The sequence below is a fragment of the Nonomuraea sp. NPDC050022 genome, from assembly GCF_044460705.1.
GTDB lineage: Bacteria > Actinomycetota > Actinomycetes > Streptosporangiales > Streptosporangiaceae > Nonomuraea.
In genome coordinates, this window is record NZ_JBITKE010000011.1 from 446,226 (window position 1) to 467,078 (window position 20,853).

The following is a 20,853-nucleotide window of genomic DNA, read 5'->3' on the forward strand; positions in this document are numbered from 1 at the left end:
AACGTACTCACCGGAGGTACGCGCCACTGAGCAGGACACAATGTTAGCGCTAACAAGTCTGTGGCCGCCGTCTTCACCGCTGACATCCAAGGAGCTCCTTATGCCCTTGAGCCGTCGCCGACTCTTTCAAGCCGCAGGCGCGACCGTCGCGCTCTCGGCTGCCGGCCAGGTAATCGGCACGTCCCCCGCCCTGGCCGCACTCCCCTGGGCCAGATCCGACATCGGCGTCTCGGCCTACGAGTTCGACCTCGGCCAGATCCGGCTGACCTCCGGCCGCTGGCTGGACAACCAGAACCGCACGTTGAGCTACCTGCGCTTCGTCGATGTCGACCGGCTGCTGTACGTCTTCCGGGCCAACCACCGCCTGTCCACCAACGGCGCGGCGGCCAACGGAGGCTGGGACGCGCCCAGCTTCCCGTTCCGGTCCCACATGCAGGGCCATTTCCTGACGGCGTGGGCACAGGCCTACGCCGTGCTCGGCGACACCACCTGCCGGGACAAGGCCGACCGCATGGTCGCCGAACTGGCCAAATGCCAGGCCAACAACGGCGCCGCCGGGTTCACCAGCGGCTACCTGTCCGGCTTCCCCGAGTCCGACATAACCGCCTTGGAGCACCGCACGCTCACCAACGGCAACGTGCCCTACTACTGCCTCCACAAGACCCTGGCGGGGCTGCTGGACGTGTGGCGGCTGATCGGCAACACCCAGGCCCGGACCGTGCTGCTGGCACTGGCCGGATGGGTGGACACCCGCACCTCGCGGCTCAGCGCAAGCCAGATGCAGGCCATGCTCGGCACCGAGTTCGGCGGCATGAACGCCGTGCTCACAGACCTGTACCAGATGACCGGTGACTCCCGCTGGCTGACCACGGCCCAGCGGTTCGACCACGCGGCCGTGTTCAACCCGCTGGCCGCGAACCAGGACCAGCTCAACGGCTTGCACGCCAACACCCAGGTGCCCAAGTGGATCGGGGCGGCCCGCGAGTACAAGGCGACGGGCACCACCCGCTACCGCGACATCGCCGCCAACGCCTGGTCCATCACCGTCGGAGCGCACACGTACGCGAACGGCTCCAACAGCCAGGCCGAGCACTTCCGCGCCCCGAACGCGATCGCCGCCCACCTGAACAGGGATACCGGCGAGGCGTGCAACACCTACAACATGCTCAAGCTGACCCGGGAGCTGTGGCTGCTGTCGCCGGCCCGGGCCGACTACTTCGACTACTACGAGAACGCTCTGCTCAATCATCTGATCGGGCAGCAGAACCCGGCTGACGCACACGGGCACGTCACCTACTTCACCCCGCTCAACCCGGGCGGGCGCCGGGGCGTCGGCCCGGCCTGGGGCGGCGGCACGTGGAGCACGGACTACAACTCCTTCTGGTGCTGCCAGGGCACCGGCATCGAGACCAACACCAAGCTGATGGACTCGATCTACTTCCACAACGGCACCACGCTGTTCGTGAACCTGTTCGTGCCTTCCACGCTCAACTGGAGCCAGCGCGGCATCACGGTCGCCCAGACAACCTCGTACCCGGTCAGCGACACCACGTCCCTGCAGGTCACGGGGAATGTGAGCGGATCGTGGACGATGCGCGTCCGCATCCCGGCCTGGACCCAGGGCGCGACGATCAGCGTCAACGGGGTCCGGCAGGACGTCACCACGGCTCCGGGCACCTACGCCGATCTCACCCGCTCGTGGACGTCGGGCGACACCGTGACCGTGTGGCTGCCCATGCGGGTGGCCATGAAGGTCGCCAACGACAACCCCAACATGCGAGCCGTCACCTACGGCCCGGTCGTGTTGTCGGGCGACTACGGCAACACCAGCCTGTCGTCGGCCCCGACGCTGGTCCTCTCATCGATCGCCCGGGCCGGCACCTCGTCCCTGGCCTTCACGGCCACCGCCAACGGGGCCTCGGTACGGCTGGAGCCGTTCTACGACGCCCATGGCCGCAACTACGTCGTCTACTGGAACACCACTGGTCAGGTGGGTGCCGGCGAGCCGGCTCTCGGCATCCAGAACATGTCCACCACCGACGGCGGCCTGGCCGACACCTCTCAGGGCGCGCCGGTCGTGCTCGCCGACGACAACGGCTCGAACAACAACCTTGGGAGGTTCCTGTGAGACGCGTGCTCGCGATGCTCTCGTCTCTGCTGCTCGTGGGCGTGTTCCTCACGGCTCAGGCGTCAGCGGCGACGGTCGGCGCCAACCCGAATCTGGACGGCAACTACACCAACCCGGTCGTCTGGCAGGACTTCGCCGACGGCGACATCATCCGGGTCGGCGACGCCTACTACTACTCGGCCTCGACGATGCACTACTCGCCGGGCGCACCGATCCTGCGCTCCTACAACCTGGTCGACTGGGAGTACGCCGGCCATTCGGTCCCGAGGCTCGACTTCAACTCCGCCGCCTACGACCTCAACGGCGGCCGGGCGTACGTGAAGGGCATCTGGGCCTCGGCCCTGAACTACCGGCCCAGCAACAGCACCTACTACTGGATCGGCTGCGTCGAGTTCAACCGGACCTACGTCTACACCGCCTCCGCCGTCGACGGCACGTGGGCCAAGCGCTCGCAGATCAACAACTGCTACTACGACGCCGGCCTGCTGATCGACACCAATGACACCATGTACGTCGCCTACGGCAACAGCACCATCAGCGTCGCCCAGCTCTCGGCCGACGGGCTCAGCCAGGTGCGTGCCCAGCGAGTGTTCCAGACCCCGAGCAGCGTCGGCACCCTGGAGGGCTCCCGCTTCTACAAACGTAACGGCTACTACTACATCTGGCTGACCCGCCCGGCCAACGGCCAGTACGTCCTGCGCTCCACGTCGCCGTGGGGACCGTACGAGATGCGGCAGGTCCTGCTCAACATGCCCGGCCCCATCTCCGGCGGCGGCGTCCCCCACCAAGGCGGGCTCGTCCAGACCCAGAACGGCGACTGGTACTACATGTCGTTCGTCGACGCCTACCCCGGCGGCCGGGTCCCGGCGCTCGCGCCGATCACCTGGACCAATGACTGGCCGACCGTGCAGACCGTCAACGGCGGCTGGGGAGTCACCTACCCGAGGCCGAACATCCAGACCAGCCGGACCGTGGCGTCGATGATCGGCCCCGACACGTTCGCCTCGGGCGCTCTCGGCCACCGCTGGGAGTGGAACCACAACCCCGACACCAGCCGCTTCTCCACCGGCAACGGCCTGCGTCTGCAGACCGCGACCGTCACAGGCGATCTCTACAACGCCCGTAACACGCTGACCCACCGCATCCAGGGCCCGTCGTCCACGGCGACGATCGAGCTCGACTACTCGCAGATGGCCAACGGCGACCGCTCCGGGCTGGCCATGCTGCGCGACCAGTCGGCCTGGATCGGTGTCAAACGCGACAACGGCGTCAACCGGGTCGTGATGACGAACGGGCTCACCATGAACAGCTCGTGGCAGACCACCGGCACCGGCACCGAGGCGGCCGGCGCGAACATCTCGGGCGGCCGGGTCTGGCTACGGGTCAACGCCGACATCCGGCCGGGGTCCGGCAGGCAGGCCCACTTCTCTTACAGCACCGACGGCAGCAACTTCGTGAGCCTGGGCCCGGCCTTCACCTTGAACAATGCCTGGCAGTTCTTCATGGGCTACCGCTTCGGGATCTTCAACTACGCCACCCAGGCCCTCGGCGGCGCGGTGACCGTACGCCGCTTCGATCTCACCACCCCCTGACTCCTCAACGGCGGCTCTCCCACCCCGAGGCTGATCGACATCAACGCCTGATACGTGCAACTGTCCGAGTCGAATGCATCGGAGCGCATCGTGAAATTCAGATTTTTGGCCGTCCTCGCGACGGTGGTCACCTTAGTGGCGAGCCTGTTCGTCGCCATGCAGGCTCAGTCCGCCAACGCGGCCACCGTCGACACCAACGCCTGGTACGTCTTGGTCAATCGCAACAGCGGCAAGGCCTTGGACGTCTACAACCTGTCGACCGCCGACGGCGGCCGCATCACCCAGTGGACCCGTAACAACGGCAACCAGCAGCAGTGGCAGTTCGTCGACTCCGGCGGCGGCTACTACCGCCTCAAGTCCCGCCACTCCGGCAAGGTCCTGGACGTCTACAACTTCTCCACCGCCAACGGCGGCTCCATCGTCCAATGGGCCGACGGCAACGGCACCAACCAGCAATGGAGACTCGCCGACAGCTCGGACGGCTACGTGAGGTTCATCGCGCGCCACAGCAACAAGGCCCTGGAGGTTCAGGGCGCCTCCACCGCCGACGGCGCCAACATCGTCCAATACGACGACTGGGGCGGCACCAATCAGCAGTGGCAGCTTGTCCGGGTCGACGGCGGCAACCCCGGTACGTGCGATCTTCCGTCGACCTACCGCTGGACATCGACGGGCCAACTGGCCAGCCCGAAGTCGGGGTGGGTCTCGCTCAAGGACTTCACCAACGTCGTCTACAACGGCAAGCATCTGGTCTATGCGACGACGCACGACACGGGGACGAGGTGGGGTTCGATGAACTTCGGCCTCTTCACCAACTGGTCCGACATGGCCTCGGCCGGCCAGAACACGATGTCTGTTTCCGCTGTCGCGCCGACGCTCTTCTACTTCGCCCCGAAGAACATCTGGGTGCTCGCCTACCAGTGGGGTGGGACCGCCTTCTCCTACCGGACCTCCAGCGACCCCACCAATCCGAATGGCTGGTCAGCGCAGCAGGTGCTCTTCTCCGGCAGCATCTCCGGCTCCGGCACAGGACCCATCGACCAGACACTCATCGGTGACAGCACGAACATGTACCTGTTCTTCGCCGGGGACAACGGCAAGATCTACCGGGCCAGTATGCCCATCGGAAATTTCCCGGGCAGTTTCGGCGCGACCTCGACGACGATCATGAGCGACTCGACGAACAACCTGTTCGAAGGCGTTCAGGTCTACCAGCTCCAGGGCCAGAACCGATACCTCATGCTCGTCGAGGCGATCGGCTCGCAGGGCCGCTACTTCCGCTCGTTCACGGCCACCAGCCTGGGCGGTACGTGGACACCGCAGGCCGCGACCGAGGGCAACCCCTTCGCCGGCAAGGCCAACAGCGGCGCCACCTGGACCAACGACATCAGCCACGGCGATCTGGTCCGCAGCAACCCCGATCAGACCATGACTGTTGACCCCTGCAATCTGCAGCTGCTCTACCAGGGACGTTCCCCCAGCTCGGGCGGCGACTACGGTCTCCTGCCCTACCGGCCGGGTGTGCTGACACTGCAGCGCTAATGGCGTGGCGGGCTCGGGCAAGGGCGGCCCCGCCCGGGTCATGGTGAACCGGGTCCTGGACGCGGCGGACTGGAAGTGTCCGCCGTGCCCAGGACCCAGGACCATGCCCCGCCACCTACCCGCCTGAGGGAGACACCTGGTCAGACCCGCCCCGCGCACGGTCCTGTGCACCCTGGGCGCGCAACCTTGATCTTGTGAGATCCCCGTCGGCCCCACCGTAGCTAGACTGCCGCCATGACCATGGAGTCGTCCCCCCTCACCATCGCCCAGCTCGCCGAGCTGGCCGGAGTCTCCACCGCGACGGTCTCCAAGGTAGTGAACGGCCGATCCGCGGTGTCGTCCGAAACCCGCGCCGCCGTGGAAAAGCTCATCCGCCAGCACGGCTACCGGCGGCAGCGCCGCCGATCCACCTCGCTGGCCCTGGTGGAGCTGGTCTTCCACGCGTTGGAGGGCGACTATCCCGTCGAGATCACCAACGGCGTGGCGGAGGTGGCTCGTGAGCACGAGATCGTGGTGGGAATATCGGACCTCCGCCGCGACCACACCGCTGGAGACGCCTGGGTGGAGGGTGTGCTGCGACGCCGTCCGAGCGGAGTGATCGCCGTGTTCTCCGGTCTGACGGAAACCCAGCACGAAACGCTCGCCCGCCGCGAGATCCCGCTGGTCCTGCTGGATCCGGCCGACGCTTCCGGCAAGAACATCCCGTCGATCGGTGCCGGCAACTGGAACGGCGGGCTCGCGGCCACCCGCCACCTCTTGGAGCTCGGGCATCGCCGCATCGCCATCATCACCGGGCCTGACTCCGCGCTGTCCAGCCGGGCCCGTCTCGACGGCTACCGCACCGCCCTGGACATGGCCGGCGTGCCCGTTGACCCGCGGCTGGTCGCCCGTGGGGACTTTTTGATCGAGGGTGGCCTGGCAGCGGCACTGCGCCTGTTACGCCTGCCCGACCGGCCGACCGCGATCTTCGCCACGAACGACGGTCAGGCCATCGGCGTCTACCACGCGGCTCATCAGCTCGGCCTGCGCATTCCGGACGATCTCAGCGTGATCGGCTTCGACGACATGCCTTCGGTACGGTGGGCCATCCCGCCGCTGACCACCATCCGCCAGCCCCTCAGACAGATGGCCTCCGCGGCCACCTCGATGGTGCTGAAGCTCGCCCATGGCGAGCCGCTGTCACACAGCCGCATCGAACTCGCCACCGAACTCGTCGTCCGCGACAGCACCGGCCCTCCCGCACGCCTGAGCTGAAGCCCGGCCTCCGGGGCAGCGGGGCGGCCGCCTGCTCACAGGTGAGCGTCAGACCGGCGACGGGCCGCTGCTCTCCCGCGCGATCAGTTCCGGCTCGTTCCAGGTCGAAAGAGACAGGGCGGCCTCCGGCTGCAGCCTGCGCAGCAGCAGGCCGAAACACGCGCGGCCGAGACCCTCGAAGTCGAGCCGTACGGTGGTGAGCGAGGGGTAGAGGTAGGCCGACGCCGGGGTGTCCTCGAAGCCGACCACGCTGAGGTCGCCGGGAATATCCCGTCCCGCCTCGCGCGCGGCCCGCATGACGCCCAGGGCGAGATCGTCGCTGCCGCACAGGATGGCGCTCACCGAGTGGTCCGCCAGCAGGGAGCGCACGGCGAGATACCCGGAGCGGGGAGTCCAGCCGGCCTGCAGGGGCTCGGGCAGGGGTCGTCCGGTCGCCCGGAGCGCGTCCTGCCAGCCACGGGTCCGCTGCGGAAGCGCACTGGTGGAGGACGGAATGGCCACGTATTGGACGGTCTTGTGCCCCAAGCTCAGCAGGTGGCGCGTCGCGTGCGCCGCGGCGGCCCGGTCATCCAACCAGACCTCCCATGGATCGTCGCCCGAGCCGCTCTCGGGGCGTTCAACCGCGGCTGTCACCAGCACGTCCGGCGGCAGCGCGCGTAACGCGCGCACGCCGGGGCCGTCGTAGGCGATCACCATGACGGGCTCCTGGGGCCGGTTGAGGCGCAGAGCGATGTCCGTTTCGCTCGCGCCCGGCTCCAGCACGCTGATGCCCACCGAGAAGCCGGCCGCCCTGGCCGCCTCCTCCATGCCGCGCAGCGTGGCGGCGGCGCCGAACAGGGCGGTGTCCGAGGTCAGCACGGTGACCGAGCTCACCGGGCCGCCGGCCAGCGTCCGGGCGAGCCGGTTGGGCCGGTAACCGAGCTCGGCGATGACCTGCATCACCTTGGCCCGGGTTGATGCGCTCACACGGGTCTTGTCGTTGATGACGCGGGAGACGGTCTGCTGGGAGACGCCGGCCACCCGGGCGACGTCCCAGATGCTCGCGGACCGGCCTGGTGGAGTGTCGTTCGGTGGCATGTGACCGGTAACCCCCAAAGATGTCGAGGGCCTTCACGTTGTAGGTGTCGGCCGCCTCCGTCAAGGGGTAGCCCGCCTTCCTGAAGTCGGTGACGTCCGCTCCCTTGATTCCTGCCGTCAAGGGAGAATGGCGACGAGAACTCCATCGTCTGGCGGAGGAGGAGCCGGTCCGCGCGAGTTTCCGCGAACCGGCTCTCAGCAGTTTGGTCAGCTACGGGTCCACTTCTGGTTGGATCCGCCCCAGCAGGAGTAGATCTGCACCTTGGTTCCGTTGGCTGTGCCCGCGCCGACGACGTCCAGGCACTTGTTCGCGCCGACCGCGGTGACGGTGTCGTCGGAGTTGATGCGCCATTGCTGGTTCGCCTGGCCGTTGCAGTCCCAGATGATCACGCTGGTGCCGTCCGCCGTGCCGCCGCCGTTGACGTCCAGGCACTTGTTGCCGTAGACCCGCAGCTCACCCAAGCTGGTGGAGGTCCACTGCTGGTTGCCCTGGCCGTTGCAGTCCCAGATCTGGGCTTGGGCGCCGTTGGTCTGGGAGGCGTTGGCCACCTCCAGACATCTGCCGGAAGAGGTGCTCTTGATCGTGCCGCCGCCCGTGGGAGGCGGGGTGGAGCCACCGTTGAGGGCGTTCAGGACGGCGTCGTAGGCGGGTTTCTTGTTGTAGTTGCCGTCGAAGAGCAGGGGTGTGTCGCCGCTGCGCCATGAGTATTTGTCGGTGATGCCCCAGACGGTGATGCCCGTGCAGCGGGAAACCGCCATGCAGGCCTGGGTGACGCGGCGGTAGGCGTCGGCCTGGGCCGAGCCGGAGCCGCCGATGTCCAGCTCGGTGATCTGCACGTCCACGCCGAGCGCGGCGAACTGGGCGATGTTCTGCTGGTAGTTGGCGGGCGGGTTCCCGAAGTGCGACTGCAGGCCCACGCAGTCGATGGGGACGCCGCGGGCTTTGAAGTCGCGAACCATGTTGTAGACGCCGCGGGTCTTGCCGGCGTTGGCGTCGTCGATGTTGTAGTCGTTGTAGCAGAGCTTGACGTTGGGGTCGGCGGCGCGTGCGGCGCGGAAGGCCTCTTCGATGAAGCCGTTGCCGAGCTTCTGGGTGAACACCGAGCTGCGCAGCGTCCCGACCGCGCCACCGTCGGCGAAGGCCTCGTTGACCACGTCCCAGGCGTAGATCTTGCCCTTGTAGTGGCCCATCACCTGGTTGATGTGGTTGGTCATCGCCGAGCGCAGGTCGGCGGCCGACATGTTGCCGTTCACCCATCCGGGCAGTTGAGAGTGCCAGACCAGGGTGTGGCCGCGGATCTTCATGCCTTTGCTCACGGCGTGGTTGACGATCTGGTCGGCCGGGCCCCAGTTGAACGAGCCACGGGAGGGTTCGATGGGGCCCCACTTCATCTCGTTCTCGGCGGTGACCCCGTTGAACTCCCTGTCCCACGTCGTCACATACGCCGACTCGCCGAGATGACCTGCCGCCACCGCGGCGCCGAAATAGCGCCCGCTTTGCGCCGCCGCCGCGCCCAATGTTCCCGCGGCGGCGCCTGCGGGACTGGCTGCCACCAGCGCGGTGAGTATGCCGAGTGCGCCGGCGAGCAACGCCCGGGCGCCCGATGCGAGTACGCGTTTTTCGCCCATGCCTGAGCCTCCACTAGGGGATGCGGAAGAGAGGGTTCGGAAGAGTCCGTGCGAATCAGCACGCTGCCTGCCGCCTGGACCGCGTCACGAGCCGCGCTCCTGCCGTCCACCACCGACCTCGGCAGAAGGCAGCCCGTTCGGGGACTCAGTGTGGAAACCGGCACGAAACATGTCAAGGGTCTCCCGAAAGTTTCGCCGCCTCCCTCGTGACCGTCGGCCGCTCGACTCATGGCCGGCACGCTTCGACACTGCGCGTTTCGTGATGGCCTGCCGCAGGCAGCGTTGATGAACGTTTCATCAGCGCCGGCTCCGTGGACGGTGACGGGTCTCCGGCCGGCGAAAGGAGAGATGTCCCAGCGCCCCGCACCATTTGCGCCTCGATGGCCGCAGTCCCTTGCCGCGGCGCCAGCAGTAACCACTGCGTCCGGTCCTTGACATGCTCCGGGGAAGCATTTAGACGCTGTGTTATCGATAACGCACTTTTCGCCTTGGCCGGCCGACACGACGCCACCTTCCGTACGACTTCATAGCCCGCCCACCGCGCGTCCTCCCCCTCCCGAGAGGCTCCCGCCCATGTCCTCGACGTCGTACTCATTCAGCCGCCGCAGGCTGCTCAGCACGGCCGCGGTCGCCACCGTCAGCGGCCTGCTGGGCACCAGGCCCGCGCTAACGGCCAGTGCTCCGAGCAGCTACACGCCGAGCTGGTCATCGGTCGACCAGCACCCGCCGGCTCCGGAGTGGTTCCAGGACGCCAAGTTCGGCATCTACTTCCACTGGGGCGTGTTCAGCGTTCCCGCCTTCGCCAACGAGTGGTACCCGCGCAACATGTACAACAACGGCTCAAACGAGAACAATCACCACAAGAGCGTCTACGGTGATCCCTCGGTGTGGCCGTACCACAACTTCATCAACGGCGGCCGGGACAAGGCAGGCAACTGGCTGCAGTTCGCGCCGAAGCTGAAGTCCGTCGGCGGCAATTTCGACCCCAACGAGTGGGCCCAGCTGTTCGTCGACGCCGGCGCCAAATTCGCGGGACCGGTGGCCGAGCACCACGACGGCTACTCGATGTGGAACAGCAGGGTGAACGAGTGGAACTCGGTCGCCACCGGGCCCAGACTCGACCTGCTGCGATTACACGCCGACGCTATCCGAGCCAAGGGCCTGAAGTTGCTGGTGTCCCTGCACCACGCGTTCAACTTCACCGGCTTTTACCAGTGGGTTCCGTCGCAGTCCACCACCACCCTCAAGAAGCTGTACGGCCAGCTCGACAGGGCCACGGAGAACCAGCTCTGGTACGACAAGCTCAAGGAGGTCATCGACGGCTACCAGCCCGACATCATCTGGCAGGACTTCAACCTGAGCCAGATCCCCGAGTCCCAGCGCCTGAACTTCCTCGCCTCCTACTACAACCAGGCCATCGGCTGGAACAAGGACGTGGTCGCCACCTACAAGGACGGATTCAACACCAAAGGCGAGGTCTTCGACTACGAACGCGGCGGGCCGGCCGACATCCAGAATCCCTACTGGCTGACCGACGACAGCATCTCCAGCTCCAGCTGGTGCTACACCGCGGGCATCGGCTACTACTCCCTCAACGCCATGCTGCACGCGCTGATCGACCGGGTCAGCAAGAACGGCAACATGCTGCTGAACATCGCCCCCATGGCCGACGGCACCATCCCGTCCGGGCAGCGGTCGATCCTGCTGGGCATCGGGGACTACCTGCAGCGTTTCGGCGAATCCATCTACGCCACCCGAGCCTGGGCGAGCTACGGCGAGGGCCCCACCAAGATGGGCGGCGGCTCCTTCGTCGAGCCACGACCGGGAACCAACCGGGACATCCGCTTCACCCGCAGCAAGGACAACACCGTGTTGTACGCCACCGTGCTGGGCTGGCCGGGCGGCACACTGGACATCACGACGCTGAACTCGAACCGGATCAACCTCGGCAACCTGGCCTCGGCGCAACTCCTGGGCTCCACGGCCGGCTCGTACATCAACCTGCCCAACCGCGCCCAGGACGGTTCCGCCCTGCACATCTCCATGCCCTCGTCCACCGCCCCGTTCAGCGCCCCGGCGTACGTGGTCAAGCTGACCTTCAACGGCCAGATCCCCGCCCCGGGCTCGGGCCCCCTCCCGACCACCTGGGTGAGGATCACCAACGTCACCACCAACCTTTCCCTCGACAGCGGCGGCAACGTCGCCTCCGGCTCGCCGCTCAAGCAGTGGAACTACGACGGCAGCACCAACCTGCAGTGGCAGCCGGCGGACCTGGGCAACGGGTACTACCGGCTCGTCAACCGCACCAACGGCATGGTCGCCGACAGCGGGGGCAACACCGCCAACGGCGCCTACTGCCTGCAAGCCGCCTGGAACAGCGGCAACAACCAACAATGGAGACTCAGCAACCTCGGCAACGGCCGCTACCAGATCATCAACCGCGGGACCGGCACCGCACTGGACAGCGGCGGCAACACCACCGTCGGCTCCAACGTGAAGCTATGGAGTCCCGACTCCAGCACCAACCTGCAATGGACCATCACCGCGGTCTGACGCGATGGCCGCCGACGAGCCACGATGAGACTTTCAGCGTTGACCCGCGGCAGGCGCGCCCTTACACCGTGGCGTGTTATCGATAACGCATCTCTGGATCGACTCCGAGCAGTGCCGCCGCCGATGCCGCCTGTCGCGGAGAACACCTCGCCACGCCGTCTCCCCCCTGCACCCCTTGCGACTGATCCTCCCATCGACGTACGCCGACATCGGATCGGCAGAGAGAGTTGCACGATGTCAAAACGCAGATCCTTAGTGACCGCCTTAGCGGTCGTGGTACTCGCTGTCCTGGTGGCCGCAGGTGGCCCGGCGCTGAGCGCCAGCCTCAGCACGACCGCCACAGGCACAGCCGGCGCCTTGGCGGCCTCTACGGGATGTGGCAAGGCACCAGGGCTGGCCAGTGGTACGCGTTCGATTCAGACCAGCGGCAAGAATCGCAGCTACATTCTCAAGGTCCCCGACAACTACGACATGAACCACCCTTACCGGTTGATCTTCGGCCTCCACTGGCTGGGTGGCACCGCTACCGATGTCGCCACGGGTCAGACCGTGCAACGGGACGTCTGGGCCTACTACGGCCTGCAGCGCCTGGCGAACAACAGTACGATCTTCGTCGCCCCCCAGGGCTTCAACAACGGCTGGGGCAATTCCAACGGTGAAGACCTGACCTTTGTCGACGACATGGTCAGGCAGATCGAGGGTGCTCTGTGCGTCGACACCACGCAGCTGTTCGCCACGGGTTTCAGCTACGGCGGCGCCATGTCGTACGCGATCGCGTGCGCCAGGGCGAACGTCTTCCGTGCGGTCGCGGTCCAGTCCGGCGGGCAGCTGAGCGGGTGCAGTGGCGGCGCCCAGCCCATCGCCTACATGGGGATCCACGGCATCCGGGACGGCGTGCTCAACATCTCCGGCGGACGATCTCTTCGTGACCGGTTCGTCAGGAACAACGGCTGCACCGCCCAGAACCCGCCCGAGCCGGCGCAGGGCAGCCTGACGCACAGAGTCACGACCTATTCGGGGTGCTCGGCCGGGCATCCGGTCGTGTGGGCCGCGTTCGACGAAGGTCACATCGCCGCCCCGCAGGACGGGGCGGGCGGCGACAGCGGCTCCCGGACCTGGGTCCCGGCGGAGGTGTGGAAGTTCTTCACCCAGTTCCAGAGCGGCCCGACACCGACACCAACGCCGACGCCGACACCGGTTCCGGGGGTGTGTTCGGCGACGGTCGAGACCGTCAACAGCTGGGAGGGCGGCTTCCAGTCGACCGTCACGGTCTGGGCGGGCAGCGCGCCGGTCGACGGCTGGACCGTGAAGTGGACCTGGCCCAGTGGACAGAGCATCAGCAGCCTGTGGAACGGCACGCAGAGCGGCTCCGGCTCCGCCGTGACGGTTCGCAACGCCTCCTACAACGGCTCCATAGCGGCGGGCGCGTCCACCACCTTCGGCTTCACCGCCACCGGCACCGCGGCCACTCCCACCGCCACCTGCACCAGCCCTTGACCCTGCGTTCATCGGGGCGGCCGATGCCCCCTCACCGAGGTCGGCCGCCCCGCCCGATGTCCGTCGCTCACCTCAAGGAGGGTCCTTGCGCAAGGTGGGAGTTCTTCTCGCCGCCGGCATTCTCGTAGGCGGTCTGATCGCCCTGGAAGACCAGGCGGGCGCTCTGGAGAACGGGGTCGCCCGCACGCCCCCCATGGGCTGGAACAGCTGGAACACCTTCGGCTGCAACATCAACGAGACGCTGATCAAGCAGATGGCCGACGCCATCGTCGGCTCCGGCCTGCGCGATCTCGGCTACAAGTACGTCGTGGTCGACGACTGCTGGTTCAACCCCACCCGCGACTCCACGGGGAACTTACAGGGCGATCCGTCGCGCTTCCCCGGCGGGATGAAGGCCCTCGGCGACTACCTGCACGCCAAAGGGCTGAAGTTCGGCATCTACCAGGTGCCCGTGGACAAGACCTGCGCCCAGTACTTCGGCGGCTACCCGGGCGCCACCGGAAGCCAGGGTCACGAGGTCCAGGACGCCAAGCAGTTCGCCGCCTGGGGCGTCGACTACCTGAAGTACGACTGGTGCTCGCCCAACGGCACCATCGACGACCAGGTCCGTACGTTCGCGAAGATGCGTGACGCGCTGGCGGCGACCGGGCGACCGATCGTCTTCAGCATCAACCCGAACAGCATCCACGCGAAGACCGGGCCTCAGCGCGACTGGGGCGACGTCGCCAACATGTGGCGGACGACCGAGGACATCACCAACAAGTGGAACACCGGCCAGACGAACGGGTACCCGATGGGCATCCAGAACATCGTCGACGTCACCGTCCCACTCGCGTCGTACGCCAAGCCGGGCGCGTTCAACGACCCCGACATGATGGAGATCGGCCGAGGCGGCATGACCGACACCGAGATGCGCAGCCACTTCGCGCTCTGGGCGATCATGGCCTCGCCTCTCATCGCCGGGAACGACCTGCGCACCATGGACTCGGCGACGACGACCATCCTGAAGAACCAGAACCTGATCGCCATCAACCAGGACCCGCTCGGCCTGCAGGCACGCCAGGTCAGCAACGACGGAACCCGGCGCGTGCTGGCCAAGAAGCTCGGCAACGGCGACGTCGCGGTCGCCCTGTTCAACCAGGGCGGCAGCACGACCACGATCAGCACCACCGCGTCCGCGATCGGCCTGGCGGGCGATTCGTTCACCCTGCGCGACGCGTGGACGAACACCGTCAGCACCAGCACCGGTACCATCTCGGCCGGCGTGCCGTCGCACGGCACCGTCGTGTACCGGGTCAGCGGCGGCACCTCCTCGACGCCCACGCCCACGCCCACGCCCACGCCCACGCCGAGCGGTTGTACGGCGACGTACCGGCTGGTCAACGACTGGGGCACCGGCTTCCAGAGCGAGGTGACCGTCAGCAACAACGGGCCGTCCACGCTCAACGGCTGGACCGTGAAGCTGACACTGGCCGGTGGACAGACCATTTCCAGCCTCTGGAACGGCGTGAACACCGGCACCAGCGGCGCGGTCACCGTCAAGAACACCGCCTACAACAGCACCATCGCCGGCAACGGGGCGACGACGTTCGGTTTCACCGCCACCGGCAACGGCTCGACCGCCCCCACCGGCGTCACCTGCACGACCCCGTAGTGGAACCTCGCGCCTCAAGGAAGGTGAGCACCATGCGACAGGCCAGCTCTGTACGCCGACGGATGGCACTCTCGGCTCACCGGCGACGTCTCCACCCCCACTCCCACCATCACGCCACCGCCGCCGCCGTCAAGGCAGCCGTGTGACATCTACGCCTCGGGCGGCACGCCGTGCGTGGCGGCGCACAGCACGACCCGTGCCCTGTACGCCTCCTACAACGGCCCGCTCTACCAGGTGCGCCGCGCCTCCGACAACGCCACCCGGGACATCGGAGTGCTGAGCGCGGGCGGCGGTGCCAACGCCGCGGCACAGGATTCGTTCTGCGCCGGCACGACCTGCCTCATCACCATCATTTACGACCAGTCGGGTCGTAACAACCGCCTCACCCAGGCGCCTCCCGGCGGCTTCCCCGGCCCGGCTCCGGGCGGGTACGACAACCTCGCGAACGCCGCCAAGGCCCCGACCACGGTCTACGGCGGCAAAGCGTACGGTGTCTACGTGGATCCCGGCGTCGGATACCGCAACAACACCACCAACGGCATCGCCAAGGGAGATCAGCCCGAGGGGATGTACGCCATCTTCGACGGCACGCACTACAACGGCGGCTGCTGCTTCGACTACGGCAACGCCGAGACCAACAGCCGTGACAACGGCAACGGCACCATGGAGGCCATCTACTTCGGGAACATCAAGGTCTGGGGCTACGGCGCCGGCAACGGCCCCTGGATCATGGCCGACCTCGAGAACGGCCTGTTCTCCGGGGTGAACCAGAAGTACAACGCCAACGACCCGAGCATCAGCCACCGCTACCTGACGGCCATCATCAAGGGCGAGCCGAACCACTGGTCGATCCGGGGCGGCAACGCGCAGTCTGGCAGCGTGTCGACCTTCTACAACGGGCCACGGCCCAATGTCGCGGGCTACAACCCGATGAAGAAGGAGGGGGCCATCATCCTCGGGATCGGCGGCGACAACAGTCATGGTTCCGCCGGCACCTTCTACGAGGGCGTGATGACCTCCGGCTATCCGTCGGACGCCACCGAGAACGCGGTCCAGGCCAACATCGTCGCCGCCGGCTACCGGTGAATCGTCCTCGGTAGAACCAAGCGCCGCGACTGCGGAACACCCTGAACCATTGCCCCCGCCGTCCAAACCGCTGGAGCCGCCGCGAGAGAGCGGGCCGGCTCCAGCGGTTTGGACGTCACATGGCGTTCAGACGCGGGTCCACTTCTGGTTGTTCTGGCCGTTGCACGCCCAGATCTGCACCTTGGTGCCGTTGGCGGTGCCGTTCCCGGAGACGTCCAGGCACTTGTTCGCCCCCACCGCCGTGATGGTGCCGTCGGCGTTGAGGCGCCACTTCTGGTTGTTCTGCCCGTTGCAGTCCCAGATGATCGCCGCGGTGCCGTCCGCCGTCCCGGCCCCGTTCACATCCAGGCACTTGCCGCCGTACACCCGCAGCTCACCCGCGGCGGTCGAGGTCCACTGCTGGCCGGTCTGCCCGTCGCAGTCCCAGATCTGCACCTGCGCGCCGTTCGTCGATGAGGCTCCGTTGAGGCACCGGTTCGACCCCAGACCCCGCAGCGCGCTCGTGCTGCCCGGGGGCGAGCCGTCGCCCTGCCCGACGCCCCTGCCGTTGAGGGTGAACGAGTCCATGTCGAACGAGTTCGCGGACGGCGCCTTGAAGACGACGTAGACATTGTGGGTGCCACCGGGATCGGTGATCGGCACCGCGGGCAGGGACACGTAGGTGTTCCATCCCCCGGTCGCAGGCACGGGGCTGGAGGCGATGAGAGCCCCGGTCGGCGAGTCGGCGTGCAGTTCGATGGACGCCCCGGTGTTGGACGGCGCCGAGACGCGGAAGGACACCGTGTCGATCCCGGACAAGTTGATCGGGCTGAAGGAAGTCCAGTCGTTGTTGGAGATGTCGCCGATGCGCCTGCCGCCTTCGGCTCCGGGCTCGTCGACGATCCGGATTCCGGACGAGCCGGTGAAGTGCTCGGCCTGCTTGTGCTTGGGCTGCAGGGTGATGCCGGCGCTGCCCTTCAGACCGCCCTTGTCGGTGTAGTCGGCGGACAGGACGTAGTAGACGTTGGCGGCCTCGTCATGGCCGGACGCGGTGGTCGTGACCGTCCCGGAGCAACCGGTGTACTGGCCGGTGTCGTGGGCGTGCTGGTCATGGCCGAGCGCCGTGATCACGTTGACCTTGGCGCAGTCGACGGCGCCGTCCTCGGGGTCGGTGACGTTCACCGTGTAGGTCACCTTGTCGCCGAAGTCGATGAACCCGCCGTCGGGCGGAGCCGAGAAGACGACCTTGGGACGGCTGTTGCCGACGACGATGGGCAACGTGACGCTGCCCGTCTTCCCGCCGGAGTCCCGTACGGTCAGCTTGACGGTGTAGGTCCCGTTGGCGCTGTAGGTGTGGGACGGGTTGGCGCTGGTGGAGGTCCCGCCGTCGCCGAAGTCCCACGCGTAGGTGATCGCGTCGCCGTCGGGGTCGGATGAGCCGGCCGAGGAGAACGCCACCGTCAGCGGCGCCGCGCCCGAGTCGGGGTTGGCGCTCGCCTTGGCCAGGGGCACGCGGTTTCCGGCGACGTAGTCGACCCGGTAGACGCTGTCATCGGTGTTCGTGTGGCCGAATCCGTTGCCCCAGTCGGCCATGTACAGGGCGCCGTCCGGACCGAACTTCATGTCGATCGGCGCATGCGGGGCGAGCTGTGCCACGAAGGGGTTGATCTTCAGGAGGTTGCCCGAGGAGTCCAGCCGGAACTCCTTGACGACGTTTCGGCTCCATTCATAGAGGAACGGCGTGCCGTCGAAATACTCGGGGAACTTGCGGTCAGAGCCACTGGCCGGGTCGTAGCGGTAGAAGGGGCCACCCATCGGGGCGGCACCGCCGCAGCAGTCGATCTCGGGGAACTCGGCCGAGGCGTGGTAGTTGTACCAGACTGTCGCGGGCTTGGCCGCGGGCAGATTGGTCAGCCCAGTGTTGTTGGGCGAGTCGTTGACGGGCGCCGAGCAGTTGAACTTCGCGCCGGAGGTGTTGGTGGCGAAGTTGTAGTCGTTGAACGGGATGTTGTTGCCGACGCAGTACGGCCAGCCGTAGAAGCCCGGCTGCTTGATCAGGTTCCACTCGACGGTGCCCTCGGGACCGCGACTGGGGTTCGCGGCGCCGGCGTCGGGGCCGTAGTCGCCCAGCGAGATCCAGCCCGTCACCTTGTCGACCGAGAAGCGGAACGGGTTGCGGAAGCCCATCGCGTAGATCTCCGGCCGCGTCTTGGCGGTGCCGGACGGGAACAGGTTGCCGGACGGAATCGTGTAGGTGCCGCCGGGCTCGGGGTGGATGCGCAGGATCTTGCCGCGCAGGTCGTTGGTGTTGGCCGCGGACCGCTGGGCGTCGTAATGCTCCCGGCCCGACCGCTCGTCGATCGGGGCGTAGCCGCTGGACCCGTTGGGATTGGTGTCGTCACCCGGGCCGATGTACAGGTTCCCGCCCGGCCCGAACGCGAGGTAGCCGCCGGTGTGGCCGGGCTCGTCGACGTTGCGGTACGCCGGAACCTCGATGATCTTCTTCTCACTCGCCAGGTCGAGGCTGGTGCCGTTGAAGGTGAACCTCGACACCCGGTTCACCTCACCGCCATTGGACGGCGAATAGTTGACGTAGATCCAGCCGTTGGTGGCGAAGTCCGGATCCAGCGCCAGCCCGATGCCACCGTCCTCGCCGCCGTCGTACACCGGCAGGGTGGCGATGACGCGCGTGCCCCCGCCATTGGCGGGGATCAGATTCACCTTGCCCGAGCGCGACATGTAGAAGACCCTGCCGTCGCCGGCCACGTCGAGTTCCATCGGCTGGTCCGGTGCGCCGTCGAGGGTCACCTTCTGGAACCGGGCCGCGACGGTGCCGCCGCAGTCACCCGGCGCCGCACCCGCCGCCCACTTCACCCCACCCAGCAGGTGCTGCTTGAACAGCGGCTCCGAATAGGAGGACGCCTGGTGACCCATCGCGGTGGCCCACACCCGGCCGCCCTCCGGGTTGTGGCACCAGGAGATCGGGTGATCGGCCCCCATCTTGTTCGGCCCCGCGTCATAGGTGGTCTCGTCCGCGCTCACCAGCACGTGCACCGAGCCCCGCAGGTTCTTGTCGAAGTTGTACCACTCCTCCGAGCGCACCCACCGATCCGGCAGCCCTTTCGTGGAAGGGTGAACCTTGTCGGCCACCTTGGCGGTGCCCTGCAGGATCGCCGAATGCGCGGTCATGTGCGCGCCGGCCAGGGCGACCTGGTCCCACCAGGGAAACTGCGCCTCGATGTTCATATCGGTGGCGTTGTGGATCGCGACGACGCCGTGGCCGCCGCGCACGTACGCCTGGAAGGCCTGACGCTGGGCGTCGTTGTCCCACACCATGCCGCTGGTCTGCAACATGATCACCGCGTCGTAGGTGTTCAGGGTCGCGGCCGTGAAGACGGCGGAGTCCTCGCTCTGGTCGAGCTGGAAGTTGTTGTCGGCCGCCATCTGCTGGAACATCGCGATACCGGCGGGGATGGAGTCATGCCGATAGGCGCCGCTCGCGGTCTTGCTGAACAGCAGCACCCTGAACTGCGGAGCGGCCGCGTGCGCCACCAGCGGCACCGCGGACAGCCACACCCCTAATAAGGCTGCGGCGAGGGCGGAAAGCAGGCGTGATGTTCGCATGAAGGATCTCCTGGGGGGGTTACCGGCAACGGGCGGAGCTGAAGGGTGGGAAGGCATGCGTCGTCTCGGCCGATGCCGGTCGTCTTCAGCAGCGGCCCACCCATCGATCCGGGCGGCGGGGCCTGACCATGCGACAAGGTGTCGAATCGATTCGAAATGAAAATAGGCCGGGCCAACGTACGTGTCAAGCATGCTTATCCGGTCAGCGAATCCAGGACCACCTTTCCGCTTCCACTCGGCCAGGGCCTCACTGCCTTTATCGGAAATCTGCAGGTGCAGGCGGTACCGCCGATGCCGCGCTGTCCCACCGACACCCAATTGGGCAAGGGAAGGTCATTGAATAAGTATGAAACTTTCAAGGCCGGCTGCCGCCGGTTCGCCAAATGAGTCGCTGTCTTGATCAGAGGGTGCGCAGGTAGGCAAGGCCGTCCACGGCGAGCGCGTCCTGGCTTTGCGCGAGGGGCCGCCAGATGGCGGCCGCGGTGGCGATGGTCTGGTTGTAGGCGGTGAACGACTCGATGACGAGCGGCCCTTGATAGCCGACGTCGTGCAGGGCCCCGGTGAAGCCGGGCCAGTCGAAGCGGTCGGCACCCGGCGTGCCGCGATCGGTGCCGCACACCTGCACGTGCGCGATCCGATCCGCCGCGGACCGCACCGCCTGGGCGGGGTCTTTCTCCTCGATGTTCATGTGGTAGGTGTCGAGCGCCAGGTGGCAGTCCTCGGGCAGCGCGTCGAGGGCCTGCTCGACGGTGTTGATGAGGCTGGTCTCGTACCGGTTGAGCGGCTCGACCGCGAGCCTCACCCCGTGCTCGGCCGCGTGGTCCAGGACGGGCCGCAGCCGCTCACGCAACTCGGCGTAGACCTGCCGGCGCTCGTCCGGTGACAGCCGCCACGTACGGCCGACCGAGGCGTACGCCGGCCCCCCGATCACCGGAGAGCCGACGGTCACCGCTACGTCGACGCAGTGCCGCAGATAGTCCTGAGTGTCGCGGACGGTCTCCGGGGAGGCGGCCACGAGCTCGCGCCCCGGCGGCATGACGAGCACCACGGACGCGGCCAGCCCGTGCTCGGCCAGCACCGCCGCGGCCTTGTCCGGGTTCCACTCGCCGGGTTGCTCGACGGGCAGCTCGATGACGTCGAAGCCCCACCCGGCGATGCGGGGCGCGAGCCGCGCCAGGTCGTCGTCGGTCAGCGGGGAGACCCAGACCCAGGTGTTCACTCCGATGGAGAACATGCGT

General features: G+C 67.2%; 13 protein-coding genes. 9 read left to right on the forward strand and 4 right to left on the reverse strand.

Annotated features, from left to right (window positions below; translation table 11 throughout):
• Positions 1-100: 100 nt before the first annotated feature.
• The 4 genes from ACIBO2_RS42555 (at position 101) to ACIBO2_RS42570 (ending at position 6,516) form a co-directional block, all read left to right on the forward strand.
• A complete protein-coding gene (locus tag ACIBO2_RS42555) occupies positions 101-2,128 on the forward strand; it encodes a beta-L-arabinofuranosidase domain-containing protein (RefSeq protein ID WP_397304012.1) in 2,028 nt (675 codons plus the stop codon).
• Complete coding sequence (locus tag ACIBO2_RS42560; protein WP_397304013.1) at positions 2,125-3,720, forward strand: glycoside hydrolase 43 family protein; 1,596 nt, start codon at positions 2,125-2,127, stop codon at positions 3,718-3,720. The genes ACIBO2_RS42555 and ACIBO2_RS42560 overlap by 4 nt, the downstream gene beginning before the upstream one ends.
• Positions 3,721-3,810: 90 nt before the next feature.
• The gene (locus ACIBO2_RS42565; protein ID WP_397304014.1) at positions 3,811-5,262 is read left to right on the forward strand and encodes a non-reducing end alpha-L-arabinofuranosidase family hydrolase; all 1,452 of its coding nucleotides are present in this window, start codon (positions 3,811-3,813) and stop codon (positions 5,260-5,262) included.
• A gap of 234 nt (positions 5,263-5,496) precedes the next feature.
• Positions 5,497-6,516 (forward strand): LacI family DNA-binding transcriptional regulator, encoded by a 1,020-nt coding sequence (locus tag ACIBO2_RS42570; RefSeq protein ID WP_358557662.1) that lies wholly within the window; start codon positions 5,497-5,499, stop codon positions 6,514-6,516.
• Between the two features lie 48 nt (positions 6,517-6,564).
• Here ACIBO2_RS42570 and ACIBO2_RS42575 read toward each other — a convergent pair whose 3' ends face one another.
• Together ACIBO2_RS42575 and ACIBO2_RS42580 are read right to left on the reverse strand one after the other, a co-directional pair.
• Positions 6,565-7,593: a LacI family DNA-binding transcriptional regulator gene (locus ACIBO2_RS42575; protein ID WP_397304015.1), complete on the reverse strand. Its 1,029-nt coding sequence runs from the start codon at positions 7,591-7,593 to the stop codon at positions 6,565-6,567.
• A 207-nt stretch (positions 7,594-7,800) separates the two neighbouring features.
• Entirely contained in the window at positions 7,801-9,222 is a 1,422-nt protein-coding gene (locus ACIBO2_RS42580) for an endo-1,4-beta-xylanase (RefSeq protein ID WP_358557657.1), read from the reverse strand.
• Positions 9,223-9,795: 573 nt separating this feature from the next.
• On the opposite strand from ACIBO2_RS42580, the gene ACIBO2_RS42585 reads away from it, so the two are divergent.
• From ACIBO2_RS42585 to ACIBO2_RS42600, 4 genes are all read left to right on the forward strand, one after another.
• The gene (locus ACIBO2_RS42585; RefSeq protein ID WP_397304016.1) at positions 9,796-11,775 is read left to right on the forward strand and encodes an alpha-L-fucosidase; all 1,980 of its coding nucleotides are present in this window, start codon (positions 9,796-9,798) and stop codon (positions 11,773-11,775) included.
• Positions 11,776-12,048: 273 nt separating this feature from the next.
• Positions 12,049-13,272 carry a cellulose binding domain-containing protein gene (locus ACIBO2_RS42590; protein ID WP_397304017.1) on the forward strand — a complete coding sequence of 408 codons (1,224 nt, stop codon included), beginning with the start codon at positions 12,049-12,051 and terminating at the stop codon, positions 13,270-13,272.
• Between the two features lie 94 nt (positions 13,273-13,366).
• Positions 13,367-14,926, forward strand: coding sequence for a cellulose binding domain-containing protein (locus ACIBO2_RS42595; protein WP_397304035.1), 1,560 nt, complete (start codon positions 13,367-13,369; stop codon positions 14,924-14,926).
• A gap of 147 nt (positions 14,927-15,073) precedes the next feature.
• The gene (locus ACIBO2_RS42600; RefSeq protein ID WP_397304036.1) at positions 15,074-16,012 is read left to right on the forward strand and encodes an arabinofuranosidase catalytic domain-containing protein; all 939 of its coding nucleotides are present in this window, start codon (positions 15,074-15,076) and stop codon (positions 16,010-16,012) included.
• 126 nt (positions 16,013-16,138) lie between these two features.
• Here the strand turns inward: ACIBO2_RS42600 and ACIBO2_RS42605 are convergent, their stop codons facing one another.
• A complete protein-coding gene (locus ACIBO2_RS42605; protein ID WP_397304018.1) occupies positions 16,139-19,615 on the reverse strand; it encodes a ThuA domain-containing protein in 3,477 nt (1,158 codons plus the stop codon).
• A 138-nt stretch (positions 19,616-19,753) separates the two neighbouring features.
• Between ACIBO2_RS42605 and ACIBO2_RS42610 the strand changes: the two genes are divergently transcribed.
• The gene (locus ACIBO2_RS42610) at positions 19,754-20,002 is read left to right on the forward strand and encodes a hypothetical protein (RefSeq protein ID WP_358557646.1); all 249 of its coding nucleotides are present in this window, start codon (positions 19,754-19,756) and stop codon (positions 20,000-20,002) included.
• Between the two features lie 13 nt (positions 20,003-20,015).
• On the opposite strand, the gene ACIBO2_RS42615 is transcribed toward ACIBO2_RS42610, so the two are convergent.
• Positions 20,016-20,849: a sugar phosphate isomerase/epimerase family protein gene (locus tag ACIBO2_RS42615; RefSeq protein WP_358557643.1), complete on the reverse strand. Its 834-nt coding sequence runs from the start codon at positions 20,847-20,849 to the stop codon at positions 20,016-20,018.
• Positions 20,850-20,853: the final 4 nt, after the last annotated feature.